General features: G+C 58.2%; 16 protein-coding genes. 7 read left to right on the forward strand and 9 right to left on the reverse strand.

Annotated features, from left to right (window positions below):
• Positions 1–18 precede the first annotated feature (18 nt).
• Both SH661x_RS18300 and glgP read right to left on the reverse strand, forming a co-directional pair.
• Positions 19–1224, reverse strand: a complete 1206-nt coding sequence (locus SH661x_RS18300; protein WP_437224503.1) for a HEAT repeat domain-containing protein — start codon at positions 1222–1224, stop codon at positions 19–21.
• 37 nt (positions 1225–1261) lie between these two features.
• On the reverse strand, positions 1262–3409 hold the full coding sequence (glgP, locus tag SH661x_RS18305; RefSeq protein ID WP_437224505.1) for an alpha-glucan family phosphorylase: 2148 nt from the start codon (positions 3407–3409) through the stop codon (positions 1262–1264).
• A gap of 272 nt (positions 3410–3681) precedes the next feature.
• On the opposite strand from glgP, the gene SH661x_RS18310 reads away from it, so the two are divergent.
• Positions 3682–4977 (forward strand): glucuronyl esterase domain-containing protein, encoded by a 1296-nt coding sequence (locus tag SH661x_RS18310; protein WP_437224508.1) that lies wholly within the window; start codon positions 3682–3684, stop codon positions 4975–4977.
• Between the two features lie 87 nt (positions 4978–5064).
• A complete protein-coding gene (locus tag SH661x_RS18315) occupies positions 5065–6099 on the forward strand; it encodes a BPSS1187 family protein (RefSeq protein WP_437224511.1) in 1035 nt (344 codons plus the stop codon).
• 90 nt (positions 6100–6189) lie between these two features.
• Here the strand turns inward: SH661x_RS18315 and tpx are convergent, their stop codons facing one another.
• Positions 6190–6693, reverse strand: coding sequence for a thiol peroxidase (tpx, locus tag SH661x_RS18320; RefSeq protein ID WP_437224514.1), 504 nt, complete (start codon positions 6691–6693; stop codon positions 6190–6192).
• A 287-nt stretch (positions 6694–6980) separates the two neighbouring features.
• On the opposite strand from tpx, the gene def reads away from it, so the two are divergent.
• Positions 6981–7625 carry a peptide deformylase gene (gene def / locus SH661x_RS18325; RefSeq protein WP_437224516.1) on the forward strand — a complete coding sequence of 215 codons (645 nt, stop codon included), beginning with the start codon at positions 6981–6983 and terminating at the stop codon, positions 7623–7625.
• 9 nt (positions 7626–7634) lie between these two features.
• Here def and SH661x_RS18330 read toward each other — a convergent pair whose 3' ends face one another.
• The gene (locus SH661x_RS18330; RefSeq protein WP_437224519.1) at positions 7635–8543 is read right to left on the reverse strand and encodes a DUF58 domain-containing protein; all 909 of its coding nucleotides are present in this window, start codon (positions 8541–8543) and stop codon (positions 7635–7637) included.
• Between the two features lie 72 nt (positions 8544–8615).
• Between SH661x_RS18330 and SH661x_RS18335 the strand changes: the two genes are divergently transcribed.
• Positions 8616–10160, forward strand: coding sequence for a sensor histidine kinase (locus tag SH661x_RS18335; RefSeq protein WP_437224522.1), 1545 nt, complete (start codon positions 8616–8618; stop codon positions 10158–10160).
• Between the two features lie 136 nt (positions 10161–10296).
• A complete protein-coding gene (locus tag SH661x_RS18340) occupies positions 10297–11694 on the forward strand; it encodes a hypothetical protein (protein ID WP_437224524.1) in 1398 nt (465 codons plus the stop codon).
• Between the two features lie 123 nt (positions 11695–11817).
• On the opposite strand, the gene SH661x_RS18345 is transcribed toward SH661x_RS18340, so the two are convergent.
• The 5 genes from SH661x_RS18345 to SH661x_RS18365 all read right to left on the reverse strand — a co-directional run bounded on the left by SH661x_RS18345 (position 11818) and on the right by SH661x_RS18365 (position 18548).
• Positions 11818–13188 (reverse strand): hypothetical protein, encoded by a 1371-nt coding sequence (locus tag SH661x_RS18345; protein WP_437224526.1) that lies wholly within the window; start codon positions 13186–13188, stop codon positions 11818–11820.
• 35 nt (positions 13189–13223) lie between these two features.
• On the reverse strand, positions 13224–14753 hold the full coding sequence (locus SH661x_RS18350; protein WP_437224528.1) for a hypothetical protein: 1530 nt from the start codon (positions 14751–14753) through the stop codon (positions 13224–13226).
• Positions 14754–15168: 415 nt separating this feature from the next.
• Positions 15169–16269, reverse strand: coding sequence for a family 16 glycoside hydrolase (locus SH661x_RS18355; protein WP_437224530.1), 1101 nt, complete (start codon positions 16267–16269; stop codon positions 15169–15171).
• Positions 16270–16569: 300 nt separating this feature from the next.
• Positions 16570–17235 carry an ABC transporter ATP-binding protein gene (locus SH661x_RS18360; RefSeq protein ID WP_437224533.1) on the reverse strand — a complete coding sequence of 222 codons (666 nt, stop codon included), beginning with the start codon at positions 17233–17235 and terminating at the stop codon, positions 16570–16572.
• 29 nt (positions 17236–17264) lie between these two features.
• Positions 17265–18548, reverse strand: coding sequence for an ABC transporter permease (locus SH661x_RS18365; protein WP_437224535.1), 1284 nt, complete (start codon positions 18546–18548; stop codon positions 17265–17267).
• A 184-nt stretch (positions 18549–18732) separates the two neighbouring features.
• Here SH661x_RS18365 and SH661x_RS18370 point away from each other — a divergent pair, with 184 nt between their 5' ends.
• Together SH661x_RS18370 and SH661x_RS18375 are read left to right on the forward strand one after the other, a co-directional pair.
• A complete protein-coding gene (locus SH661x_RS18370; RefSeq protein WP_437224537.1) occupies positions 18733–20988 on the forward strand; it encodes a BatA domain-containing protein in 2256 nt (751 codons plus the stop codon).
• A gap of 65 nt (positions 20989–21053) precedes the next feature.
• Positions 21054–23234 (forward strand): DUF2079 domain-containing protein, encoded by a 2181-nt coding sequence (locus SH661x_RS18375; RefSeq protein ID WP_437224539.1) that lies wholly within the window; start codon positions 21054–21056, stop codon positions 23232–23234.
• Positions 23235–23240 lie beyond the last annotated feature (6 nt).

A 23240-nucleotide genomic window follows, 5' to 3' on the forward strand; every position in this document is an offset into this window, starting at 1 on the left:
GATCGTCGAGAGACGTTTTCAGGGTTCGATCAGGCCCAGCAGTTTGCGTGCGGCCTGGCGGGACTGAGCGTTCGATCGAGGATTTGATTCCATCGCCTCCAGTTCAGGACGATAGGGAACCAGTTGATCGAGATGCTCCCGTAACGCACGGAACGCGTGCATCCGGGTTTCGCGATCCTCTTCATCCAGCCCATCGAGGAGCATCCGCACGGCAACGTGATCCGGTTGATGCTGGAGAATTGCCGCTGCCGCTTCAATGCGAATCAGCGGGATGTCATCTTTCAGAACGGATCGCAGCGCCTCGACGGCCTGTGCCACCGCCGTCGATCTTCTGAGCCCTCGCACCGCCAGTTCCCGCACGAGTTGCTCATCATCTTTTGACAGCAGTTCGAGGGCACGGACAGCCGGCAGACCGATCGCCCCCAGCGCATCCACAGCGGCTTCTCTGGCATCACTCGACTCGGCGAACAGAACCACATCGAGAAGTGGATCGACGGCAAGTTCCCCACGCGGTCCCAGTGCTCCGAGCGCGCTCGCAGCACTCCGTTGCAAGATCGGCCAGTCACTCTGCAACGCGCGGATCAGTTCTGGGAGTGCCGGGGCTCCTTCGGGCCCGAGGAGCGCGACAGTTTCCGCAGCGACGCGACGTAACTCGTCGACCTGCTCTGGCGGGTTCTCTTCACCATCCGCAGCCAGAATCTCGATGAGGATGCTGAGCGTAGCGGAATTGTCCGGAGCGATTCGAACCAGAGTTTCCATTGCGGTTGAGCGGATGAGAAAGGATTCATTCCGGTTCCGCACAATCGCAAGGACCTCTTCAGCCGAGTTCCGGCCAACAGTCCCCATCAACCCTAGCGATTTCAGAACCCAGAGACGGGTGACATCCGGGTCAGGCTCGGTGTTGTGAAGTAATCGCTGCAGTGCTGGCACCGCAGGAGCTGCAGGGGCTCCGAGCCTCCCTAACGTGAGGGCGAATGATCTCCGGTCGGCCCAGGGAGCTGCCGGGTCTTCAATGATCGTCGTCAAACCAGCGACGACTTCAGGAGTCCCCAGAGAAGTCAGCGGCTCAGACTTAATGAACTCACGCCACTCCGGCAGCGTGCGGCCTGCGTAACGGACCTCTTCCGACTCCGCTGCTGATACCGCGCGAAAACAGAGAAGGATCAGAAACATCTGCAGGCAGATGCAGCAAGCGGTCAGCTGAAGTGTTCGATCTCCACGCAACCGCCTGCTCCTGATCTGTCTTCGAGGGTCGCGACCGTTACGGCATGACGGTCATGCTGCAGCTGGTGCTGCCGGCCGCCGGCACGTATTCCTCCGTGACGTAGTCCATCACCATCCGGTCGGCATTGAACCGCCATCCAAGGGTCCGAATCGCGCGGGTCATCTTCTGAACCCACTTCAGCGGGACGTCGTCCTGATCCCGATCATAATAAAGCGGAATCACTTCGTGATGAAGGACATGCAGCAGCGATTTGGCATCCCGCTCGTCCTGAATTTCTTGATTGGCGTGTATCAGCCCGTCACCAATCGCAAACCCGTTGGTGCCGTCGAACGCCTCTGCCCACCAGCCGTCCAGAACCGACAGGTTCAATCCGCCGTTAAGCACCACTTTCTGGCCGCTCGTGCCGGATGCTTCCAGCGGACGGCGGGGATTGTTCAGCCAGACATCCACCCCCTGCACCAGATAACGGGCCAAGTTGATGTCGTAGTCTTCCAGGAAAACGATCTTCCCTTTGAAGGTCGGTTCCTGGGATAGCCGGTAAATCCGCTGCATGATCTGCTTGCCGAATTCATCCGCCGGATGGGCCTTCCCCCCGAAGACGAACTGCACCGGGCGATCGGCATCGGTGACAATCTGCTCCAGGGCCTCGAGGTCCCGCATCATGAGATCCGCACGCTTGTACGGGGCGAATCGTCGCGCGAAGCCGATCAGCAGATGCTGTGGATCGAGGATGTTGGAGAACGAATCAACCACGTCCTCGCTCAGGCCGTATCGCTTGGCTTGCTTGGCCATGCGGAAGCGGGCGTGAAGGATGAGACGGTTCTTCAGGGACTGATGGGTTTCCCAGAGTTCGGTCGGTCGGACCCGCTCGAACTCGGCCCAGACTTCCGGTTCGCCCGTTTTCAGATTCCATTTCGCAGGGAGCATGCGGTCATACAGATCCCGCATTTGCTGCGCCAGCCAGGTGCTCACATGCACGCCGTTGGTGATGTGACCGATGGGAATCTCTTCCTCGCTCCGCCACGGCCAGAGATTCCGCCACATACGTCGGCTGACAACCCCATGCAGGTTCGAGACGGCATTTGCACGGCGGCTCGCCTTGAATGCCAGCACGGTCATGCAGAAGGTCTCGCCATGGTTATGGGGGTCGACCCGTCCCAGTCCCATGAATCCCTGATGGTCGAGTCCCAGCGCTTCACGGATCGGGCCGAGATGTTCTTCGATCAATCCACCGTCAAAACGGTCGTGTCCGGCTGGGACGGGAGTGTGCGTGGTGAAGCAGCCCATCGCTGCGGTGTCTCGCAGGGCGTCGTCGAACGACAGGCCATCGTCATGCATCCGCATCCGGATCAGTTCCAGCGGGGCGAACGCCGAATGTCCTTCGTTCATGTGCACGACACGGGGCTTGATCCCCAGTGCCGCCAAAGCCTTCACTCCCCCCACGCCCAGCAACAGTTCCTGACGAATGCGGACACGATGATCGCCGCCGTACAGCCGCGCGGTGAGCTTTCGGTCTTCGGGGGAATTTTCGCTGATGTTCGTATCCAGCAGGTACAGGGGAACCCGTCCCACATCCATCTGCCAGACCTTGGCGTGAATGGTTCCCGACCGTGTCTGCAGGGAGATGATGAGTGGATCGCCATCCGCGTTGGTGGTTTCATTAATCGGCAGGTCAGCGGGATCGGCCACCGCATAAACTTCCTGCTGCCAGCCGGACTGGTCCACGTTCTGGGTGAAATAACCTTCGTGATAAAACAACCCGACTCCGACCAGCGGAATCCCGAGATCGGAAGCACTCTTCAAGTGGTCGCCAGCCAGAATCCCCAGACCGCCGGAATAAATGCGGAAGGATTCATGCAGCCCGAACTCGGCGGAGAAGTAGGCGACGGGACGGAATCCGAGAACCCCTGCGTGGGTGTCTCCCCAGGTGTCCGTCGAACTCATGTACTCCTGCCAGTCGCGGTAGGCAGCATTGATGCGCGAGTGCAGCACGACTTCCCGCGCACGCATTTCCAGTTTGTCCGGTGTGTACTCGCGAAGGAGGAGAATGGGATTGTGAGACAGACGGCTCCACAAGCTCGGATCGATCTCGCGAAAGAGCGCGGTCACTTCCGGTTGCCAGCTCCACCATAAGTTGCCAGCCAGTTCGGAGAGTTTTTCATGAATCGTCTTCACGCGCGCCATTGATGCTGTGTCCTCTCTTGCGGAACTTCTGTTGCGTTCGAATCGGGAGTATAGCCAACTCTGCGGAACAGGGTCGAGATCTTCTCGGAGTTGACCCCGAGCGACACAAGCTGCTGGCGTTATTCAGGTTTAATTCATGACAAATGTCTGAACGGCGGACAGGTACAGCCCGGCCGGAGCCCTGCTGCGGGAGTTCTCTGGAAAAACAAGTTGGAACAGATCAGGATGGACTGTTGATTTCGTGCGACAACCACGTAGGTAAAGGTGTTTTCATGCGCCCCTCCATTCCGGTTCTGGCGTTGCTTCTCTGCACAGGCATCGCGTCGGTGCAGGCAGAACCGTCGGCCCCTGCGGTCGAAGAGTCCGTCGATCTGATGAAAACCCTCCCGGATCCGCTGAAGCTGGAAGATGGCACCGCGGTCACCACCGCTGAGCAATGGACTCAGCAGCGGCGTCCCCAGATTCTTCAGGCGTTTACCGAACAGATGTACGGAAAGGCTCCCCCTCCCCCGGCAAATCTGAAGTACCAGATCCTCTCTCGCGATGACAATGCCCTGAACGGAAAAGCGATTCGCAAGGAAATCGAAATCACCCTCGTGGATCAGCCAGCTCCGGTCACGATGACGATGCTCCTCTACATTCCCAAAGGGGTCAAAGAAGCACCGGTGTTCTGGAGTCTGAATTTCCGTGGAAATCAGTCGGTGACTCATGATCCGGCTATCCGCATCAATCCCAACTGGATGAGAGACACCCCCGTGGGAGTTGTCGATCAACGTTCGACCGAGGAATCGCGCGGGGTTCAGTCCAGCCGCTGGCCGATTGAGCTGATCCTCGATCGCGGTTATGCCGTTGCGACCGCCTACTATGGCGATATCGCCCCCGACTTCGACGACGGATTTCAGAACGGAATTCAGCCCGCCTTCTACAAAGCCGGGCAGACAAAACCCGAAGCGGATGAATGGGGAGCGATTGCCGCCTGGGCCTGGGGGATGAGTCGGGGAATGGACTACCTGCAGCAGGACCCGGACATCGACGGCAGTCGGGTCGCTGTCATGGGGCACTCCCGGCTCGGCAAAACTGCACTCTGGGCAGGTGCCAGCGACCCCCGTTATGCCTTGGTCATCTCCAATAACTCCGGCCGCGGCGGAGCATCGCTGAGTCGACACAAGCAGGGAGAAACCATCGCCATGATCAACAAGAACTTTCCGCACTGGTTCTGTGAGAACTTCAAGAAGTTCAATGACCGGGAAGCGGAGCTGCCCATCGACCAGCACGAATTGATCGCCTTGATCGCTCCTCGTCCTGTTTACGTGGCCAGTGCCGTTGAAGACCTGCATGCGGATCCGGAAGGAGAGTTTCTCTCCGCTCAGCTTGCGGATCCCGTTTATCGATTGCTCGGGACCAGCGGACTCGGCGGGGACGCTGCTCCCGCCTCCTCGCCGGCGGTCGATTCCCCCTTGAAGACGGGAACCATCGGGTATCACGTTCGGTCGGGAAAGCACGATGTGACCGAATACGACTGGCTGCAGTACCTGGACTTCGCCGAGCTGCACCTGCCGAAGAAGTAGAGACCATCGATTCAGCTTCGGTTCCGACTCCTCTGCTTCTGTTCGACATCTCCTGTAGTTCACCCATCCCGCAGCACAGAAATTCAAATGAAAACTCTACTTTGTCTGTCAGCCTGCCTGCTGCTGGGATCAACGGTCGTGGAAGCGGCGGATGAATCCAAACCCAGATTTTACGATCTGAAAGCCCGCGCCAGCGAAATCGACAGCCGCGTGCAGGCACACCCCGAGATCAACTTCGTGCTGGAAGAAAACGGCAAGCCTTTAGACGTCGAACGGGGGGCATTTGATTCCCGTGTCCCATCTCAGGGGCGTCTGGTCATCTGGCTGATGGGTCACAGCCCCGAGCTTGCTGAACTCGTCACGGGGTATGGTCTGCATTACATTCAGGTCCATTACGCCAATGGATGGTTTGCACAGTTGAGTCCCAAAGCAGGGGACGACGACCAGTTCCTGGGAAACATTCGCCTGGAAGCCTCAATCGGCAAAGATGTCAGCCCGGCCGTCGACATCCCTCATCCCGACAGCATTGAAGAACGAGCCCGGCAACTGGTGCAGCACTTTGCCCGCACCAACCCCGAAGGAAACTGGCAACAGTTTCTGACACCGGATGGAAGCGAACTTCTCTGGGAAAAGGTCACGCTCGCGGGAGCTTCACACGGAGCGACCACCGCTGCGAGGTTCGCCAAACACAGGCGCGTGGGACGGGTGGTGATGCTCTGCGGTCCGCGCGATCAGCTTGAAACGTGGCAGGCACTCCCTTCCTCGACTCCCGGAAACCGGTACTTCGGCTTCAGTCACATCCTCGATACCGGATGGTCCGGCGATCACTACTGCCGGTCCTGGGAACTGCTCGGCCTGCAGGAATACGGACCGATTGTGGATGTCGATCAGGTTCCGCCACCTTACCAGAACACGCGTCGCCTGATCACCGCGGCAGATGTTCAGGGGAACGCGAGTCGTGCTCACAGCAGCGTCGTTCCGGGCCGATCCGCTGTCAAAGATGCTGGGGGCAAGTTCATCCACGAACCGGTCTGGCGCTACATGTTTCTGCACCCGGTTGACGAAGTGGGAGAGAAATCACCTGAAGATCCGGGTTGTCGGAAGGATCTGAAGCAGAAGTGAAACTTCCAGCGCTCTGAAAACAAAGCAGCCCCGGAGGCCGGCAGCGTCCGGGGCTGCGTGTGAGATTCTGACTCCATCTGCGAATTCGGCTCAGCTCTTGGCAGCAGCGAGGACTGCGTCGTAGTCCGGGTGGGAGGCGATTTCGGAGCAGTATTCGACGTACTTGAGTTTGTCGTCAGCACCGACGACGAAGATCGCCCGGGTCAGGCAGCGATCCAGTCCCCCCCCGCTGATCAGCACACCGTAGGATTTGCCGAATTCGGCGGTCCGGTGATCGCTCAGCGTGCTGACCTTGTCGACATTCTCAGCGCCGCACCATCGCTTCTGGCCAAAAGGGAGATCCGTGCTGACAACCAGTACGTTCACGCCGCTGAGCTTGGCAGCTTCTTCGTTGAATCTTTTGGTCTCCAGAGCACAGACGCTGGTGTCCAGCGAAGGTACAGTGGCGATAATGCGTGTGGTTCCTGCGGACTGAGCAAGGGTGACATCTTCCAGCGCATTGTTCTGGAGTTTGAAGTCAGGAGCTGCCTGACCGACTTTTAATTCGGTCCCGACGAGTGTGACAGGGTTTCCTTTGAGTGTAACCTGTGGCATTTTTTGCATTCCGAAAGAGGTTGGCCTGAGTGATATGCGCCAGTATGCCCGATTCAGGAATGTCTGCAACCGTGACGAGCGTCCAGCAGGATTCTCCCTGAAAAACCGAACTCCACCCCTGCACCTCGAACGAATTTTCCCACACATGCGGGGTTTCCGGACTCCAATTCACGGGATACAGTTCTGATTCGGGGACGATTCGTGCTTTCGGCGTCTTTGAGTACGGAATTGGTAAACGCCATTGATCTTCCCCGACTGTCCTGAACGTGCCTGATAGAAATTGTCCGATGCAGATTGTTCCTTACCCACACCCGGCCCTCTCCTTCAAATCTGTCGATGTCACGCGGATTGACGCTACGCTGCGCGCCACGGTCCGCCAGATGTTCGATCTCATGTACGAGGCCAAGGGGATCGGTCTGGCTGCGAATCAGGTTGGTCTGCCGTTTCGATTTTTCGTCGTCAATCTGCAGGCCCGTCCAGGTTTGCCGGATGAAGAACTGACGTTTCTGAACCCGATTATCAGCCGCAAGCGGGGAACCCAGATCGACGAAGAAGGGTGCCTGAGCCTGCCGGGCCTCTATGGGGATGTCCGCCGGGCAGAGTCTCTCGTCGTGGAAGCCTTTGATCTGGATGGCCAGGGCTTCACGATGGATCTGAGTGACCTTGAAGCCCGTGTCGTTCAGCATGAGAACGATCACCTCGACGGAATCATGTTCACCGACCGCATGCGGGACGACGGCACCAGTGCCGAACTTGATCAGCACATTCCGAAATTCGTCGCCGCCTATCAGCAGGCGCAGCGAGCCGGGCAGTTGCCTCCCGATGACGAAATTCGCCGCCAGCTGCAGGAGATGGCCAAGTCCGGACGGATTCCCGAAGAGTTTCTTCAGCAACCGCGTTTTGAAATTGCGGTCCCGAAGTTCTCGGAGTGATGAACGGGGTCATCCCCCGCGTTTCTTGCCCCGACGGGTTCGCCAGTTGAGATAGGCCCCCAGAACCTTGTCGAATGACTCGGCCGTCGTCGACGTGAGCAAGTCGTATCCGCATCCCAGCGCGATGTTTTTCAGGCTGATCTGAAATTCCTGGAACTGCTTCAGATAGACTTTGCGAAGTCGATGCGGGTCGACCAGCAGGCGATGGGACTCGCGTTCCAGGCTGCGAAACTGAGTCGGCTTTTCAAAGGGAAAATCGGCTTCTTCCGGGGCGATCACCTGAAGCAGAATGACTTCGTGACCGCTTCTGCGGAATCGCTGCAGGGCGAGTTCCAGCTGCCGGGGGTCCTCAAAAAAATCACTGATCAGAAACACCAGCGAACGGCGTTTCAAAGTGGGGATCAGCTTCTGCAGGATTTCCGCCAGACTCGTTTCACCCCCCGGCGTGCATTCTTCCAGAGCGGAAGTGATGAAGCGAAAGTTCTTCGGATTGGTCGAGGGTTCAATCCGGCTGCGGATCTCGGTGTCGAAGGTGACCAGTCCGACAGCATCCCGCTGTGAATGTAGCAGATACCCCAGTGACGCCGCCATCAACCGCGCATAAGCAAACTTCGATAACGTGCTCGCGGCATAGGCCATGCTCCCGGACGTATCAACGACCAGATAGGCCCGCAGGTTGGTCTCTTCTTCAAACTCTTTGATGTAGTACTTGCCGGTCTTGCCCAGTGCCCGCCAGTCGATATGGCGGATTTCATCCCCGGGGGCGTACTGACGATGTTCGACGAATTCGACGCTCGACCCTTTGAAGGGGCTTTTGTGCTGCCCCATGATCGCACCCTCGACGATCATGCGGGAAATGACTTCCAGCTGACCGAATTTCGCCAGGGCGGTGGGATCATGCAGCGGGGGAGAAGTCATCAAAACATCGTTCTGGGTTGTGAATTCACTGCGTGCGAGTTCGACAAGAGCCCGTGCCGTCCAGTTTAATAAATGGGGCAGCAAGTTGCTCTGCTGATGGAAGTTTCGTGGAGAATGCTCCAGAGCGCCATCATCCCGTTTGAACAGATGGACAAGATGAGAGCTCTCACCTTCGCGCAGCGCACATGGATCGCAGTTCTGATTCTCATCGGAACCGCCGTTCTGACGTCACCCCTGCTGTTCTGGCACTGGATCACCGCCCTGGTCGCCCTGATCATCGATCTGGCCGTTGGCTGGGGAGTTTCTGCCTGGCTGTCCCGGTTCGTCACGGAACAGCACGGACACTTTCTCGCCGCGCTCAAGGACCTGCGGGCCTCCGTTCACACCGGCCGCCGCAGCCTGATGCTCAAAAGCGATCGGCCAGCAGATTCATTCGGACTGATGGCCGTGGAGATCAACGGTCTCGTCAAGGAAACTGCGGAGCATGTTTCCCATCAACTCGAACAGAATCGCAGCCTCGAACAGAACAAGACTCTGTTCCAGTCGATTCTGGGAACCATGATCGAGGGGGTGCTGGTGCTGGATGCCGAACGTCGCGTGCTCTACTTCAACGATGCGGCCCGGCAGGTCCTGGGGTGCAGCGATCGACATGTCGAAGGACGCCCGCTGTGGGAAGTGCTGCGTGCCGCCGATCTGAACGAAGCCATCGATGCTGTCTACGAGTCGGGACGGGAATTCCGCAAAGAACTGGAACTCAAGCGGAGTAAAAGTGTCGTTGAAATCACCGCGGTACAGCTTCCGCTCTCCCCCCGGCCCGGAGTCGTCGTGGTGCTGCATGAGGTCACCGAGCTGCGCAGCCTCGAACGGATGCGACGCGAATTCGTCTCGAACGTTTCGCATGAACTGAAGACCCCGCTGACGTCGATTCAGGCATATGCCGACACACTGCTCGAAGGGGGACTGGCGGATGAAGAAAACAATCGCAAGTTCGTCGAGCGGATTCTGGAACAGTCCGACCGGCTGCAGGCGCTCATTCAGGACATGTTGCGGCTGGCCAGAATCGAATCGCAGTCCGAGGCGTTTCAGCTCCGACCAGTCTCGCTGACAAAAATCCTGGAATCCTGTACGGACGCCCGTCTGGCAGTGGCCCGATCCCGGCAGATCGAACTCAAACTGACCAGCACCAGCCCCCCCGTTCAGGTCATGGCCGACCCCAGCGGACTGCAGACGATCTTTGACAACCTGATCAGCAACGCCCTGAACTATTCCCGCGAAGGGGGACACGTCGGCGTCCGCTGGCAGGTTTCAGGCGGGGAAGTGCAGGTGGAAGTGCAGGATGACGGAATCGGCGTCGCCCATGAACATCACGAGCGGATTTTCGAGCGGTTCTATCGCGTAGACAAAGCCCGCTCGCGCGGTGCCGGGGGAACGGGCCTGGGACTGTCGATCGTCAAACACCTGACTACGGTGTTCGGCGGCCGGATTGAAGTCATCAGCGAGCCGGGACAGGGAAGCATTTTTCGCGTCACCTTGCCCGTCGTCTCACAATCCGCACAATCGATTCCACCGGTCGGCAGCCCCTCTGCTGTTCCCACGAAACCACATGATGCTTTTTGACAACACGTCGGCATGACCTAGCGTTGCGGAACGTTCGGTAATTCCCGAACTGGAGCTTCGCGTGACCCTGCCTGTGAATGTTGATTCTGTCCCTCCTGCTGCGTCCCCTTTCTCGTGGATGGTGCGATGTCGCGCCATGCTGCGTTGGCTGCACGAAGTTCGATGGCTTGCTGTCGGGTTAGTCCTCGCCACATTGCTGGTTTACGCACCGACCTTCAACTTCGATTTCCTCAACTGGGACGACGTCTGGTATATCCATCGCAATGAGCTCATCCGGAGCTGGCACCCTGCGAATCTGTACGCGATCATGACTCAGCCGGTGGCCCGCAACTTCGCCCCGCTGACCATTGGAACGTTTCTCGTCGAGCACTCTCTGTGGCAATTGTGGCCGGGCGGCTATCACGTCACGAACGTTCTGATCCACATGGTCAACGCTCTGCTCGTCCTGCAATTGCTGCGACAGCTGACACGGAACGACTGGCTGGCCTGGATGGTCGCGGTCCTGTTTGTGGTCCATCCGGTGCAGGTGGAATCGGTCGCATGGATCTCCTCTCGCAAAACACTGCTTTCCGCGACCTTCCTGCTCGCCAGCTGCATCTGCTGGTTCAAACCCCAGCGGAGCGGTCGCGATGAAGCGTGGGGAATCGGCTGGTTGATCCTGTCGCTGCTCTGCAAGGCAGCGGGCGTCGTCCTGCCTGTGATCGTGGTTGCCTACGATGTGCTGGTGGCGAAGAAAAAGATCTCCGAGAGCATTGCGCGACAGGTTGTTCCGCTGTTCTGCTGTGTCATGCTCATTCTCACCACGATGAATGCCCAGGTCACCGTCATTGGCGGACTGCGTAACCACATCGGCATGAGCAAATGGCGAATTCTGGCGATCGACTTGACGCTGCTCTGGCGTTACGTCGGCATACTGGTTTTTCCGCATGACCTGTGCGTCCTGTACGACCCGCCGGTTGAAGGGATCGCCCTGATGATCGTTCTGGCTGCCGTCGCCTGGGGAGCGGTCGGCTGGATGCTGTGGAGACTCCGCAAGACACATCCGCTCGTCACCTTTGCAGGGATCTGCTGGCTGCTTCTGTTCCTGCCGGTTCTGAATCTCTTTCCGCTCACCACCCTGATGAACGATCGATACCTGTACCTTCCCTGCATTCCTTTTTTCGCACTGGCTTTGGGGGGTGTGCAGACGATCTGGCGATGGACCGTCGAACGGGTCCCGAGGCTAACAACGGGTCAGAACCTGCTGGCTGCCGGAACATCCGCACTCGTCATTGGGCTCTCTACAGCCGGGACACTGAACTATCTGCCGGTCTGGAAAGAACCGCTGGCCCTGTGGAGCTATGCCCGTCAGCAGCTTCCGGACGAACCACTCGTCCAGAAGCAATGGGCACTGACCCTTCGAGATCTCGGCCGCACGGATGAAGCCCGCGAGGTGCTGCTGAAAACGTTGCCACTGGTGGAAACGGATGAACCCCAGAAGAAGTCGATCGAAGCGATCCTGCAGGGGCTGGATGAAAACCGGGACGGGGCCTAGCGAAGACCGCTCATAAGAGAGTCCACGCAGCACGTCTTCGGCAGGTGAACCGCAGTTCGCCGCACCGCAGAAGCCAGCAAAGTCAAAACGAAAACGGTCCTGAGCCGTTCGACAGTTCCGACTTTAATCGAGATCGCACGTGGTTGATCGGTCTGGTTCGGGAAAACGCAACTGCTGCTGGCGAAGCAGCTCTTGTGTGGCCTTGGAATTCGCTCTCAGACGATAGGCCTTCAAGTATCCATCGTGGCGGCTCAGGCTTGCGACTGCTGCATCCGAAAAATCCTTGAGGTCCCCCAGATCTAGATTTCCCCGATGCCGGCTGAGTCCTTCCAGTGCGTTATCTGAGAGCTCCTTGACACACAACAGCATCGAACCTCGATGCTGGCCGAGTGCCCAGGCAACGTCGTCAGGCAAGTTCCGAATCCCCGGGAGATTCAGGTCTCCCCGATTTCTTGCGAGCCCAGCCGCACCGATCGCTGAAATGCTGTTGAGTCGACGAAGCTTCAGCTTGCTTGGCGATTGCCCAAATGCTTTTGCAGCCACATCCGAAAGTGTTTTGAGATTGTCGAGTTCCAGCACCCCCTGATGAAGGCTCAGATTGATAGCGGCCGTGTCAGAAATTTCGTGAAGGGAGTTCAGACAAAGCACCCCATGATGCTGGCCCAGTCCAGCGGCTGCCTGCGCTGAGAGATGTGTAACGCCCCACAGAGAAAGTTCTCCCTGGTGCTGGCCCAAATGTTCCGCCGCTTCATCCGATAACGACTTGATTCCAGGCAGAGAGAGATTCCCTGTCGATTTTGCCAGCTCGATAATCATGTCGTCCGAAAGGTTCGACACCACCAACTCGAGCCCGCCTTCATGTCTTCCTAAACTCCTGGCCGAGGCCAGTGTCAGCTTCTTCAGACCGGGCAGGCTCAGAAAGCCGCGATATCGACTCAGATGGTCCATCGCCGCATCGGAAATCTCGGTCAATCCATCGAGATTCAGGCGTCCCGCTGTCCGACAGAGGCTCGCGGCGGCAATCGGTGACAGAGACTTCAATCCGTTGAGATTCAAATTCCCTTGAAAGCTGCCCAGGTTTACCGCTGCCTGATCAGAAATGGTACGCAAGCTGGCGAGCGACAAATCTCCGCGGAATCTGGAGAGACTCTTGGCAGCTTGAGCTGAAAGGAGTCTCAAACCACCCAGGTCAAGAAGTCCCTGATGACGACTGAGGACTTCAGCTGCCTCATCCTCAATGACTGAATAGCCACGGAAATGATCCGGCCACGGCGCGTAACTGATATCCAGGAGATAGTCGGGCTCCAGGGAATGGCGATAGAGGAAATCTTCCGCTAAGGCGACCGTGATGACTTTCGCTCGCCGGGCTTCATCCAGCTTTGCATCATTGAGAGTCTGCATCGGCTTGGCCCAGGGATCGGCTGGCTGCTCGCTGCAGGAGGTGAGAAAGATGAGTGTGAAAGCCGCCGTGAAGATCCGTAGCGTGCTTCTCATTTTCGGCCCTCAGAACTGGTTGAAGTTTCTCAGCGTCAGCTGGTCGCCTCGCTCATGCTGGGCTCGCTCACATCCTGCTTCAAGGCGTAGAGCAGGTTCTCGCCCATCTTGGAGCTGCACTTCGGGCACTTCGCTTTTGCGATCCCCTTGGGAGATTTGCCCCCCAGATTTTCTTTCTTGCGGGCGGCTTCGCTCACCACAGTCTTGCAGGCTCCGCAGCGATAGGCGACCACTTCCAGCTGTGCGGTCGGATCTGCCTGGAACATTTCCACGTTGTCGATCGACTTCACGAGCATGTCGGAGAAGTGGCACTTGCTGACGGAAGTCTTCGCTTCCATCGGAATTCCCTCGGCCAGCCCCAGCCCGGAGATGCCGTAGGTTTCTTCCATTGCTTTGGCAAACTTCCAGAACTCGGTGATTCCCATGGACAGGTAGGTCGGCTCGGTCAACTTGTCGTTGAGAGGCAGCTGCACGGCGATTCTGCCAGTCCCGAAGACCGGGATTCCGTGGAAGACCGAAGTCCCGCGATTGGCGGTCGGCTGGACCACTCGAATCTGGGCCACTTCGTCAGGTGTGAAGAGATACCGCTCACCCACCGGCAGTTCTCCGACCGGCTTGTCTTCTTTCAGGTGAGCGAGCATGTTTTCGCGGACGGTTTCCTTCTTCTCCCCGCCCCCTTTGGCAAACAGACCGCCGCCACCCGCCTTCTTCGTGAGTATGGCCACAACGAGTTGTTCGGGTGAGAAACCGAGATCTGCCTCGACGAATTCCTTCAGCAGGCTGTCCGCCTTCAGCTTCAGTTTCTCAGGCTCGATGACATGCAGATGCAGATCGACGACCCAGCTCTTGAACTTGTCTGTGTTTGTCGAAGCGGCTGCAGCAGCTGCCGGAGCTTCGGACTTCTTGTACTGAGGAGGATCGACCGGAACGATAAACGGGGCTCCGCAGCGGGGGCATTTCCCGGTCATTCCGCGATGCTGTTCTTTGACTTCGACTTTGCATCCATACGGACAGAAGATGATCAGGCCGCCCCCCGCAGTTTTGACAACTCCGGTGTGCCTGCGTCCCTTCTGTCTCTGTTTGACTTCCCGTTCCTCCTGCATGGCGATGTCCAGCAGCGCATCCCCCCCCGTGGCGACGGAATGGGCGACTGCCCCTTCTTCAGGAGCGAGGGCACTCCGTTTGGACTCCTGTGCAGGCTGAGGATCGGCCGCGCCTTCTTCTGGCTCGTCGAGGAAGGAATTCGCAGCGGCGTCTTCGGTTTCCGCTTTGATGGCTGGTGCCGGAGTGGGCGCAGGAGCTGCTGGCCGGGTCCCCGTCACGGACGCATTCAGGCGAAAATCATCTTCGTCCTCGCCGGTCGCATCCGCATCATCCATCGATGTCATTTCCCCTTCGGGCACTTCGCTGAGAATGATGGGGCTGGGGTTGGCCTGCATCGCCATGTAACGCTGCTCGACAGCAGAGTTCATGAACGCACCGCAGTTCCAGCAGCGCAGTGAGTTCACGCGCACCATTTCGCCGCAATCCGGGCAAGGGGTTTCTTTTGCGGACGGCTGGCTCATTGACGATTCCTGGACGGGATAGAAGACCGTGAGAAAGGAAACTGGACGTAGATCTTCCATGATCCACATCCGGCAGGCTCCTGACAAGCCTGATCGCGTCTCAAATGCACATTGCCGGGGAGGGCCGGAACAGGGGGAAGAATTTGATCGGGGCGTTGAATCGCGGCAACGCCATACAACCCGCGCAGCCCGCGTGATTTGCTCAGTCGGAATCTTCGCTTCTGAGGTCAATGTCCGGAACGCTGAGAGAAGGAGATGCCACGGCTCTGCGAGCCGTGAGAATTCAAGTGGAACGTCTGCCTTCTTTTGGCATTCTCCCGCCGCATGTCGCCATGATGAAGTTTCGCACTGCTCACAGAGCAGTGGCACGCAGTCCAGATTTTCTACCTATCACATAGAGCGAACGTCTGTCCGGCTACCTCGAAATGCCGCAGATCTCGACTTCGAAGACGAGCGTCGCGTCCGGCGGAACGACTTTCGCCACGCCAGCAGTGCCATATCCCAGGTGGGCGGGGACAATCAGCCGACGACGGCCATGGAGTTTCATCCCCTGAATTCCTTCCTGAAGTCCGGGAATCACATCCTGCAGCGACACCGGCACGGGAGAGCCGACATCACGGGTATCGGTGAATCGTTTTCCACTGGCGAGTTGTCCCACGTAATGCAGAGTGACCGATTTCGCATCACCAACGACTTCACCTTCTCCGACAGCCAGGTCCACATACTGCAGCCCAGAGGGGGTCCGGACTGTCAGATCCTGAATTTCAATCTTCCGGAAATCGACCCGGGTGGAATGGCTTTGCAGGGCGAGATGCCCCATCGGGGGGCGCTGTGACAGAAGATGACCGCCGGGGGAAACCTGTTCCGGCGTGCTCGCGTCTTTCCGACGGGCGAGCTGAACCTGATTGACCACCTCGCCGTTGATTTTGATCGTCAGCTCATCACCCAGGCAGCGAATCTCACACTGATTCCATTCTCCCAGCCGCTGGAGCTTGGCTTTGCTGGTGGCAGCCACCTGATAATAGATGCTTCCGGTGTATTGATCGGCCCGCAGATCCGCATATTTGGGTGCGGAATCGTCGAGCAGCTGGACTTCCAGACTGGTGAATGTCGGATTGCCGACAGAGGGTGCCCGGATGCCGATCCCGGTGTTCCCGCCTGCCTGCAGGCGGTATTCGAGTCGAACCACGAAGTCGCTGTACTCTGCTTTGGTCCTGAGCCAGCCGCCAGTTGATGAGAGGCAGCTGATCATTTCCCCTTCCCGCTTCCAGGCGGATTCTTTCCCTTCATGCACCAGCCAGCCGTCAAGTCCCTGTTCGGCGATCAGTGAGACGAACGGGGAATTGTTCTGATCGGTTTGTGTTTCCGGAGCACTCTTGGCCGGGTCGGCGACTTCCGGCGCGGTGATGGTCGTCGTGGCCGAGGTTCGAATGATCTGATCCGCAGCCGTCGCAAAAGCAGGGAACGCAAAAGTCGCAGAACCGGCGAGGCAGAAAATCGTCTTGGAAACTTTCACGGTGATCGAATTCCTGTCACTCTGAAGGGCCGGGCGTACAGCCAAATTGTCTCAAAGACTGATTCGCGAAAATCACGCCTGCCCGGCGCTATTCGTGGGACACACGGAAATCCGTATGAATACAGGGCAATGCCCGGATTCCAACGTTTCCGCGCCGGCGAACCCTACCAAGGTCCCCGGGTTTCCGCATCAGCGAATCCGGCTTTTCGGAACTCGTCCGACAGCCGCGGCGAACATTGCCGATTCCCATTCAGATGATTGCGGGAATGTGACGAACGTTGCCTGGGGGAACTCCCCGTTTCAACTGCTCGTGATGAGACCGTTTTCCATTCTCAGCACCCGATCAGCCGGCGTCAGATACCGTTCATCGTGCGTGACAGTCACCACCGTAACAGCCTGCTCTTCCTGAAGTTGACGGAGCAGGTCGAAGATCAGGCGACCGGTATGGCTGTCGAGTTCCCCTGTCGGCTCGTCAGCAAGGATCAGTTTCGGAGACTTCAGGATCGCCCTGGCGATGGCGACACGCTGCTGTTCCCCTCCCGAAAGCTGACTGGGACGGTGATGCACACGGTCTTTCAGTCCGACCCGGTTCAGAAGTTCCTCCGCCCGGGCCCGCAGCTGTGGAGAACATCCCGTGGCAAAGAAAGGGACGAGCGCGTTCTGCAGAGCATTCAGATTCTTGATGAGATTGAAGCTCTGGAAGATGAACCCCACTTGATCACGGCGGAACCGGTCGCGTTCCCGGAGACTGAGGTTCCCCAGCGACTGCCCGTCGACCTGGATCTCTCCGCTGGTCGGGTCATCCAACGCCCCGAGCAGGTAGAGCAGCGTGCTTTTCCCGCTCCCCGATGGACCGAGGATGAACGAGAATGATCCCGCAGGAAAATCGCATGTCACCCCATTCAGGACGTTCACCTGTGTGGTCCCGCTCTGGAAGCTTTTCGTGACATTGCGAACGTTGATCATGGTGATTCACTTCTGCCGCTACGCGTCGTTTAACCTCGGCGGATCGCATCCATGGGGGAACGGCTGGCAGCCAGCCAGGCGGGGTACAGGCCCCCGGCGATTCCCAGAACCGTGCTCACGACGACCGCGAACAAAAGGAGTGCGGGTGTCGCATGCAGCTGCAATCGATCCGAATAGATCGAATTCACGATCACCGTCGTCACCCATCCCAATAGCGCGCCGACCACTCCTCCGGCAATTCCCAGAAGCCCGCTTTCAAGCGTCATCAACTGCATGATGTTGAACTTCGACCATCCGTTGGCGCGCAGAATTCCAAACTCGATCATCCGCTCGGAGACGCTCATCGTCATTGTGTTCACGATGCTGAGGACCGCGATCAGGACCGCCATTGTCGTAATCAGCATCAGAAAGAGTTCCAGATCGCCAGTGAACTCCGAGAACCGTTCCGACCAGTCTTCCGCGAGTCGCACTTCGACAGCACTGATCCCCGTCGGCACAGCGGAGGGTGCTTCGGATGTCGCAGCCTCGGGAGTTGACCCGCTCTGCATTTGACGGAGCAACCAGCCTGCAGCCTGTCCCCAGCCTGACAATGAGTTCCCCGCTTCGGCGGTGACGGAACGGTTCAGGAAACGTCGTTCGATCTCCGCCTTCAATTCCCGCTGGTCCACTCCCGGGGCGGATTCCGCATAGAAGAACGAAACGGTGCCGGGGTCGACACGCATCATTTGGCGGACGGTGCTCAGGTCCATCAGCACATTGACGTCCAGCAGTGCCGAGCCGGTGTTGTAAATGCCAATGATGTCGGCAGTGAAATCGTTGAGGCGGAGCTTGTCCCCCACTTTTCGCCCGGTCTCGTCGGCAATCTGCTGACTGATCAGGCAATGCGAAGTCGAAGCGTCAGAGGCCTGAAACGCTCGCCCCGATACGATGTTCTCGCGGTAGACATCCCGGTCCAGCAAAGGACGAACCCGCAAGTCGAGTCCGACAATAAAACGGGGAGGTGAAATGAGTGCTTTCCCCTCCATCACGTTCAGTCGCTGTACGACTTCCGCGTCGACCACCGTGACCCCCGGAATGCGGGCGATCTCTTCACCCCAGGCGGCGGGGAGTGTCGAAAAGAGGGGCACGGGGGCTCCTCGCTGTTGAATCGCCAGTCCGGGAATCTGAGCGAACGTCCGGTTCACGACGTAGTCAATTCCCTGGGCGATGCTGAACAAGGCGACCATTCCGCCAATGGCAATCGCTAATCCGGTCAGTGCCAGGATTGACCTCAACGAACGACTGAGCAGATTCCCCAGGGCGAATTTGAGCATCACTCTCTCATGGAAGTGGAACCCCTGTTGTAGCGGAGTTGTGGAGAATTTTCAGTTTCGTGTCCGCAGTTTTTCAAAAGCGGAACTTCCATTCGTCTGCCGAAAAGTTTCCCTGCCCCTCGCCGCCCGTGCAACTGTCGACTACACTTCATTCTCCGTTGATATGGCCCCAGCAGAAACGCTTATGTCTACGTGGATTCTACAGCACTTTCTCAACCCTGGATTGTTCTGGCCGGGGATGGCGCTGCTGGCTGCGCCGATCATCATTCACTTGATCAATCGGATGCGGTATCGCCGGGTGCGGTTTGCAGCGATGGAGTTTCTGCTCGCGAGTCAGAAGCAGAACCGCCGCCGCCTGCTGGTCGAACAACTTCTGCTTCTCCTCCTTCGCGTCGCGATGATCCTGCTGATCGTCGCTTTGGTCGCCCGGCTGATCACGGATCCCAATCAGCTCTCCCTGTTTCAGGGGGCCCGATCCGAACATGTGGTCATCCTGGATGATTCCGCTTCCATGCGAGACCGTGTCGGTGAAGGGTCCGCGTTCGATGTGGCGAAGGATGCCGTGCGGAGGATCGTTGCGGAAGGAGCTCGCAGACCCGGTTCACAGTCGCTGACTCTGGTGTTGATGTCCGCTCCCGATCAGGTTGTCTCCGGACTCAGCGAACGGGTCATTGATGAGCCGCTTTTGGCAGAGATCACCGAACGACTTGAGACGCTCGATTGCACACATCAATACTCAGACCCCTCGAAGGCACTTGAAGGGGCTCAGCGGCGACTGATGGAACAGCGGGCTTCTCTGCGACAGGTGCATGTGCTTTCTGATTTCCGTCAGTCGAACTGGATCGATAACAAGGCCGCCATTGCACTTCTGCAGGCAATGGACAAGGCCAAGATTGGGATCAATCTGGTACGGTGCGTCGACGGCAGCCATGAGAACCTCGGGATCTCCGAGCTGGGGGGATCGGTCGAAGTCGCAGCAGCGCGGGTCCCGGTCTCGTTGTCGGCTACGGTCCGGAACTGGGGCACCCGGGAAGCACAGAACGTCAGCGCTTCGGTCTTCGTGGATGGCAACCGACTTCCGCGCACGGTCGATTTTCAGACGATCCCGGCCGGCCAGAGTTCGACCCGGCGTTTCGATGTCATCTTCGAGACCGCTCAGCCTCATACCGTCCGGCTCTCGCTGGGGGATGATGCTCTGGAAGCGGACAACAACCGCTTTCTGGCAGTCGATGTTCCCGAAGACAATCCCATCCTCATCGTCGACGGATCCCCGTCCGCCGAGCAGGCCAATTACATCGCCGATGCACTGGCAGCTGACAAATCCGTCACAGGGTTCGCTCCGGATATTCGAACTCCCGAAGACCTGCGCCGCGTCGCGCTGGACAAGTATCACCTGATTTACCTGATCAACATTTCCGAGTTGCCGCCGGACGCAGTCGCTTCACTGGAATCCTATGTTCGTCAGGGGGGCGGGTTAATCTGGTATCTGGGAGATGCTGTTCGTCCCTCGTTTTACAATGAAAAACTCTTTGCAGAAGAGGGGGGACTCTTCCCCGTGCGGCTCGGTCCCGCCCCCGTCGAGGTGCTGCAGTCTCCAGACTCGGGCGGTGGAACGGGGATCGCTGTCAGCAAGGATCCGCTCTTCGAACTGTTCAACCAGAGTCAGGTGCCGATCCTCGATCAGGTGCTGATCAACGTTGTTTATCCGCTTGCTTCCGATTCCCCCAATCAGCCTCGGATGGCGGACGATGTCCAGGTGCTGGCTCGACTGAGCGGCGAACCTTTGATGTTCGAACATTCCTATGGAGCAGGAAAGATCTTCACCTGCCTGACGTCGGCCGGACCGCTCATCAATCCCGAGGGAAAAAACTGGTCGAACTGGGCCAACGGACCCGCCGGGTTCAGTTTTGTGGTGCTGCAGCTTGAACTTGCAAAACGACTCATCCGCAAGGATCTGGCGTTCCCTCAACTGCCGACAGGAACTCCGCTAGAGATTACATTCAGCCCGGCCGCCTTTCAGCCGGAAGTCGAAATCCTGACTCCACTGGATCAGGTCACGCGGCTTCAGGCCGCTCCCGTACCGAGTGAAGAAGGAACTGCTGCGACCGCTCCTCAGCTGGAAGCAACCTTCCGTGAGACGGACGCACCGGGCGTCTACGGAGTCACGTTGATGGGACAGGACCAGACAGCCGACCGACGCCTGTACGCATTGAACGTTCCTGCGGTGGAAGGCGCACTGAAAGTTCTGGATGACCCGACGCTGCTGCGTGAACTGGGGTCCGACACAAACGTCCGCATTCAGCCGGCCGGTTCGTTCGACTGGATCCGCAGCGAGTCCCCGGGTTCGGAGATTCGCTGGCTGCTGCTGGTCCTGCTGGCGTTAGTCTGCATGGGCGAACAGTTTTTGTCGGCGAAGTTGAGTTATCAGCCCGGCACCTGAAACAACGTGCCTTTGGCACTGCCCGATGTCTGCCGGATCATTGACCGATTGAGGACGTATTCGTCATGCCCCGCCCGAAGGCTGCCACTGGACCTGCTTCACCGGTGCCCGTCACAGTGGATTCCTCTTCCCCGCTGCTGACCATCGGGAGCGTTCTGGCCCAGTGGATCGTCACAGCCCTGTTCGCACTGTTCGTACTGGAAAACGAAGTTGTCGCCCGGACGTTCGTGAGCCTGCCGACATGGACCACGATCTTCAAAACACTCGGCGGAACACTGGAACAGACCCCGCAGGGTCTGCTGGCGGTCGCATCACTCGGAAGCCTGACGGTCCTCAGCCTGTGCTCTTGCCTGCTGATCAACTTCATCGCCGCCCTGTCGGAGTTTCGACATGCCGGCGGGAAGAAGAAGGAACAGTCTCCCACCAAATCAAAACTCCGCAGCGGCCTGGCTCCGAATCGCGCAGGTCTGTTCACAGCCTTTGCACACAAAAGCTTCATGAACGCGCTCTGGTCGATCCCCATCGGAGTCTGGGCATTCGGATGGCTGATATCGATTCTCATTCCGGGAGCCGGTTTGACCGCACTTCTCGTCCAGACAGTCAAGATCACGCTGGCTGCAACCCTGGCGGGCTGGCTGTGGGAGATCTTGCGGGAATGGGGACCGACCACGTCATCAACTCCGCGTGAGTCGGCTGCACTCTCCTCCCGCTTCGCCTGCGCAGCGGTTCTTGGCGGGATGCTCGTCTATCTCGTCATCTTCGTCGGGATGAACTGGGGATTGTGGTTCAACCTGCAGCTGCCGCATGGCGATTCCTCCATGTACGAAGAACACCTGTGGAATGTTCTGCACGGCAAGGGATTTCGCAGCTACCTCGATCAGGGGCTCTTCTGGGGCGAACACATTCAGTTCGTGCACCTGCTGTTGTTGCCACTGTACTTCTTCTGGCCGTCACACTTGTTCATGGAGCTGAGTGAATCTGCAGTGCTGGCCCTGGGAGCGGTTCCCGTGTACTGGATCGCCCGGCGTCACGGTCGCAGCGAGCGAGCCGCGATGTGGCTGTCACTCGCCTATCTGCTCTATTTCCCGATGCACTACCTCGACATTGCGATCGACCTGAAAACGTTCCGCCCGAGCGCATTTGGTATTCCCGCGCTGCTCTTCATGATCGATGCTGCCGAACGCCGCCGCTGGGGCTGGATGTCTGTCTGCATTCTGGTCGCGCTGTCCTGTCAGGAAGACTTTGGCGTGGCAATTGCTCCCTTCGGACTCTGGCTCTTCGCTGAAGCCTGGTGGAACTGGAAGTCGACAAAAGACGCTGCCTGGAAGCCGCAGCTGGTGGCTGGTCTTCTTCTGACCATTCTCGCCCCGCTGTACGTGATTTTCGCGGTAAAGTTCGCCATCCCCTGGTTCCACGAGGGGAAAACCGTTCACTATGCCAGCTACTTTCAGGCGTTCGGCAAGACCCCGGTGGAGATCGTCGTCAATATCCTCACGAACCCGGCGCTGCTGTGGAAACATCTGGTCACAGCAGCTTCGACGGCATTGTTTCTCGATCTGCTGATGCCTGTGGGCATGCCGCTTCGAGAGTGGCGACGATTGCTGGTCGGACTGCCCCTGTTTGTCCTTCTGTGTCTGAATGAATTGACGAAGGACTTCCCCGGTCCGTTCCATCATTTCCACGCAGCACTGATTCCGATAATCCTCTGGGGAGCCGGGGCGAGTCTGATGTCGAAGTCTTCAGAGGACTCGAAATTCAGATCCATCGCCGATCAACGTGGCCTCTGGATGTTCTGCTGTGCGTTGACGACCGGACTCTTCTTCAGCCTGTCTCCATGGGGAATCCAGTTCTGGGACAGCGGAAGCCCGTTCTACTGGCAGCGACTCTATGTCCCCGGCGAACGGGCCCGGGAATTCGCCAAAGTCCTGCCGCTCATCCCGCCGACTGCGCGCGTCGCATCCACCGACTTTGTGCATCCGAGATTCACCCATTTCGAGCGCTCATACGATTACAGCCATTATCCCCGGCGGGTCGCCGACTATGAGGATAAGGTGCCGGATGACACCGACTACATTGTGATCGACACCGGTCATCGTTACAGCGAAATCCAGCGATTCGACCAGACGCGGGAATACCGGAATCAGCGAGATCAATGGGAAGAAATCCCCGTGGATACCAAGGGCTACTTCATCGTCCTGAAACGGGTGAAATATCCGGATGGGAAATCTCCACCGGGACAGGAGTAGGTGAAT

Source organism: Planctomicrobium stercoris (genome assembly GCF_051465655.1).
Lineage (GTDB): Bacteria > Planctomycetota > Planctomycetia > Planctomycetales > Planctomycetaceae > Planctomicrobium.

What these genes read in the sequence shown, in the direction of transcription:
- SH661x_RS18315 (WP_437224511.1), top strand. Translation starts at nt 5,065, where the DNA reads ATGAAAACTCTACTTTGTCTGTCAGCCTGCCTGCTGCTGGGATCAACG.
- SH661x_RS18370 (WP_437224537.1), top strand. Translation starts at nt 18,733, where the DNA reads ATGTCTACGTGGATTCTACAGCACTTTCTCAACCCTGGATTGTTCTGG.
- SH661x_RS18310 (WP_437224508.1), top strand. Translation starts at nt 3,682, where the DNA reads ATGCGCCCCTCCATTCCGGTTCTGGCGTTGCTTCTCTGCACAGGCATC.
- SH661x_RS18375 (WP_437224539.1), top strand. Translation starts at nt 21,054, where the DNA reads ATGCCCCGCCCGAAGGCTGCCACTGGACCTGCTTCACCGGTGCCCGTC.
- SH661x_RS18360 (WP_437224533.1), bottom strand. Translation starts at nt 17,235, where the DNA reads ATGATCAACGTTCGCAATGTCACGAAAAGCTTCCAGAGCGGGACCACA.
- SH661x_RS18335 (WP_437224522.1), top strand. Translation starts at nt 8,616, where the DNA reads ATGGGGCAGCAAGTTGCTCTGCTGATGGAAGTTTCGTGGAGAATGCTC.
- def (WP_437224516.1), top strand. Translation starts at nt 6,981, where the DNA reads ATGCAGATTGTTCCTTACCCACACCCGGCCCTCTCCTTCAAATCTGTC.
- SH661x_RS18345 (WP_437224526.1), bottom strand. Translation starts at nt 13,188, where the DNA reads ATGAGAAGCACGCTACGGATCTTCACGGCGGCTTTCACACTCATCTTT.
- glgP (WP_437224505.1), bottom strand. Translation starts at nt 3,409, where the DNA reads ATGGCGCGCGTGAAGACGATTCATGAAAAACTCTCCGAACTGGCTGGC.
- SH661x_RS18365 (WP_437224535.1), bottom strand. Translation starts at nt 18,548, where the DNA reads ATGCTCAAATTCGCCCTGGGGAATCTGCTCAGTCGTTCGTTGAGGTCA.
- SH661x_RS18330 (WP_437224519.1), bottom strand. Translation starts at nt 8,543, where the DNA reads ATGACTTCTCCCCCGCTGCATGATCCCACCGCCCTGGCGAAATTCGGT.
- tpx (WP_437224514.1), bottom strand. Translation starts at nt 6,693, where the DNA reads ATGCCACAGGTTACACTCAAAGGAAACCCTGTCACACTCGTCGGGACC.
- SH661x_RS18350 (WP_437224528.1), bottom strand. Translation starts at nt 14,753, where the DNA reads ATGAGCCAGCCGTCCGCAAAAGAAACCCCTTGCCCGGATTGCGGCGAA.
- SH661x_RS18340 (WP_437224524.1), top strand. Translation starts at nt 10,297, where the DNA reads ATGCTGCGTTGGCTGCACGAAGTTCGATGGCTTGCTGTCGGGTTAGTC.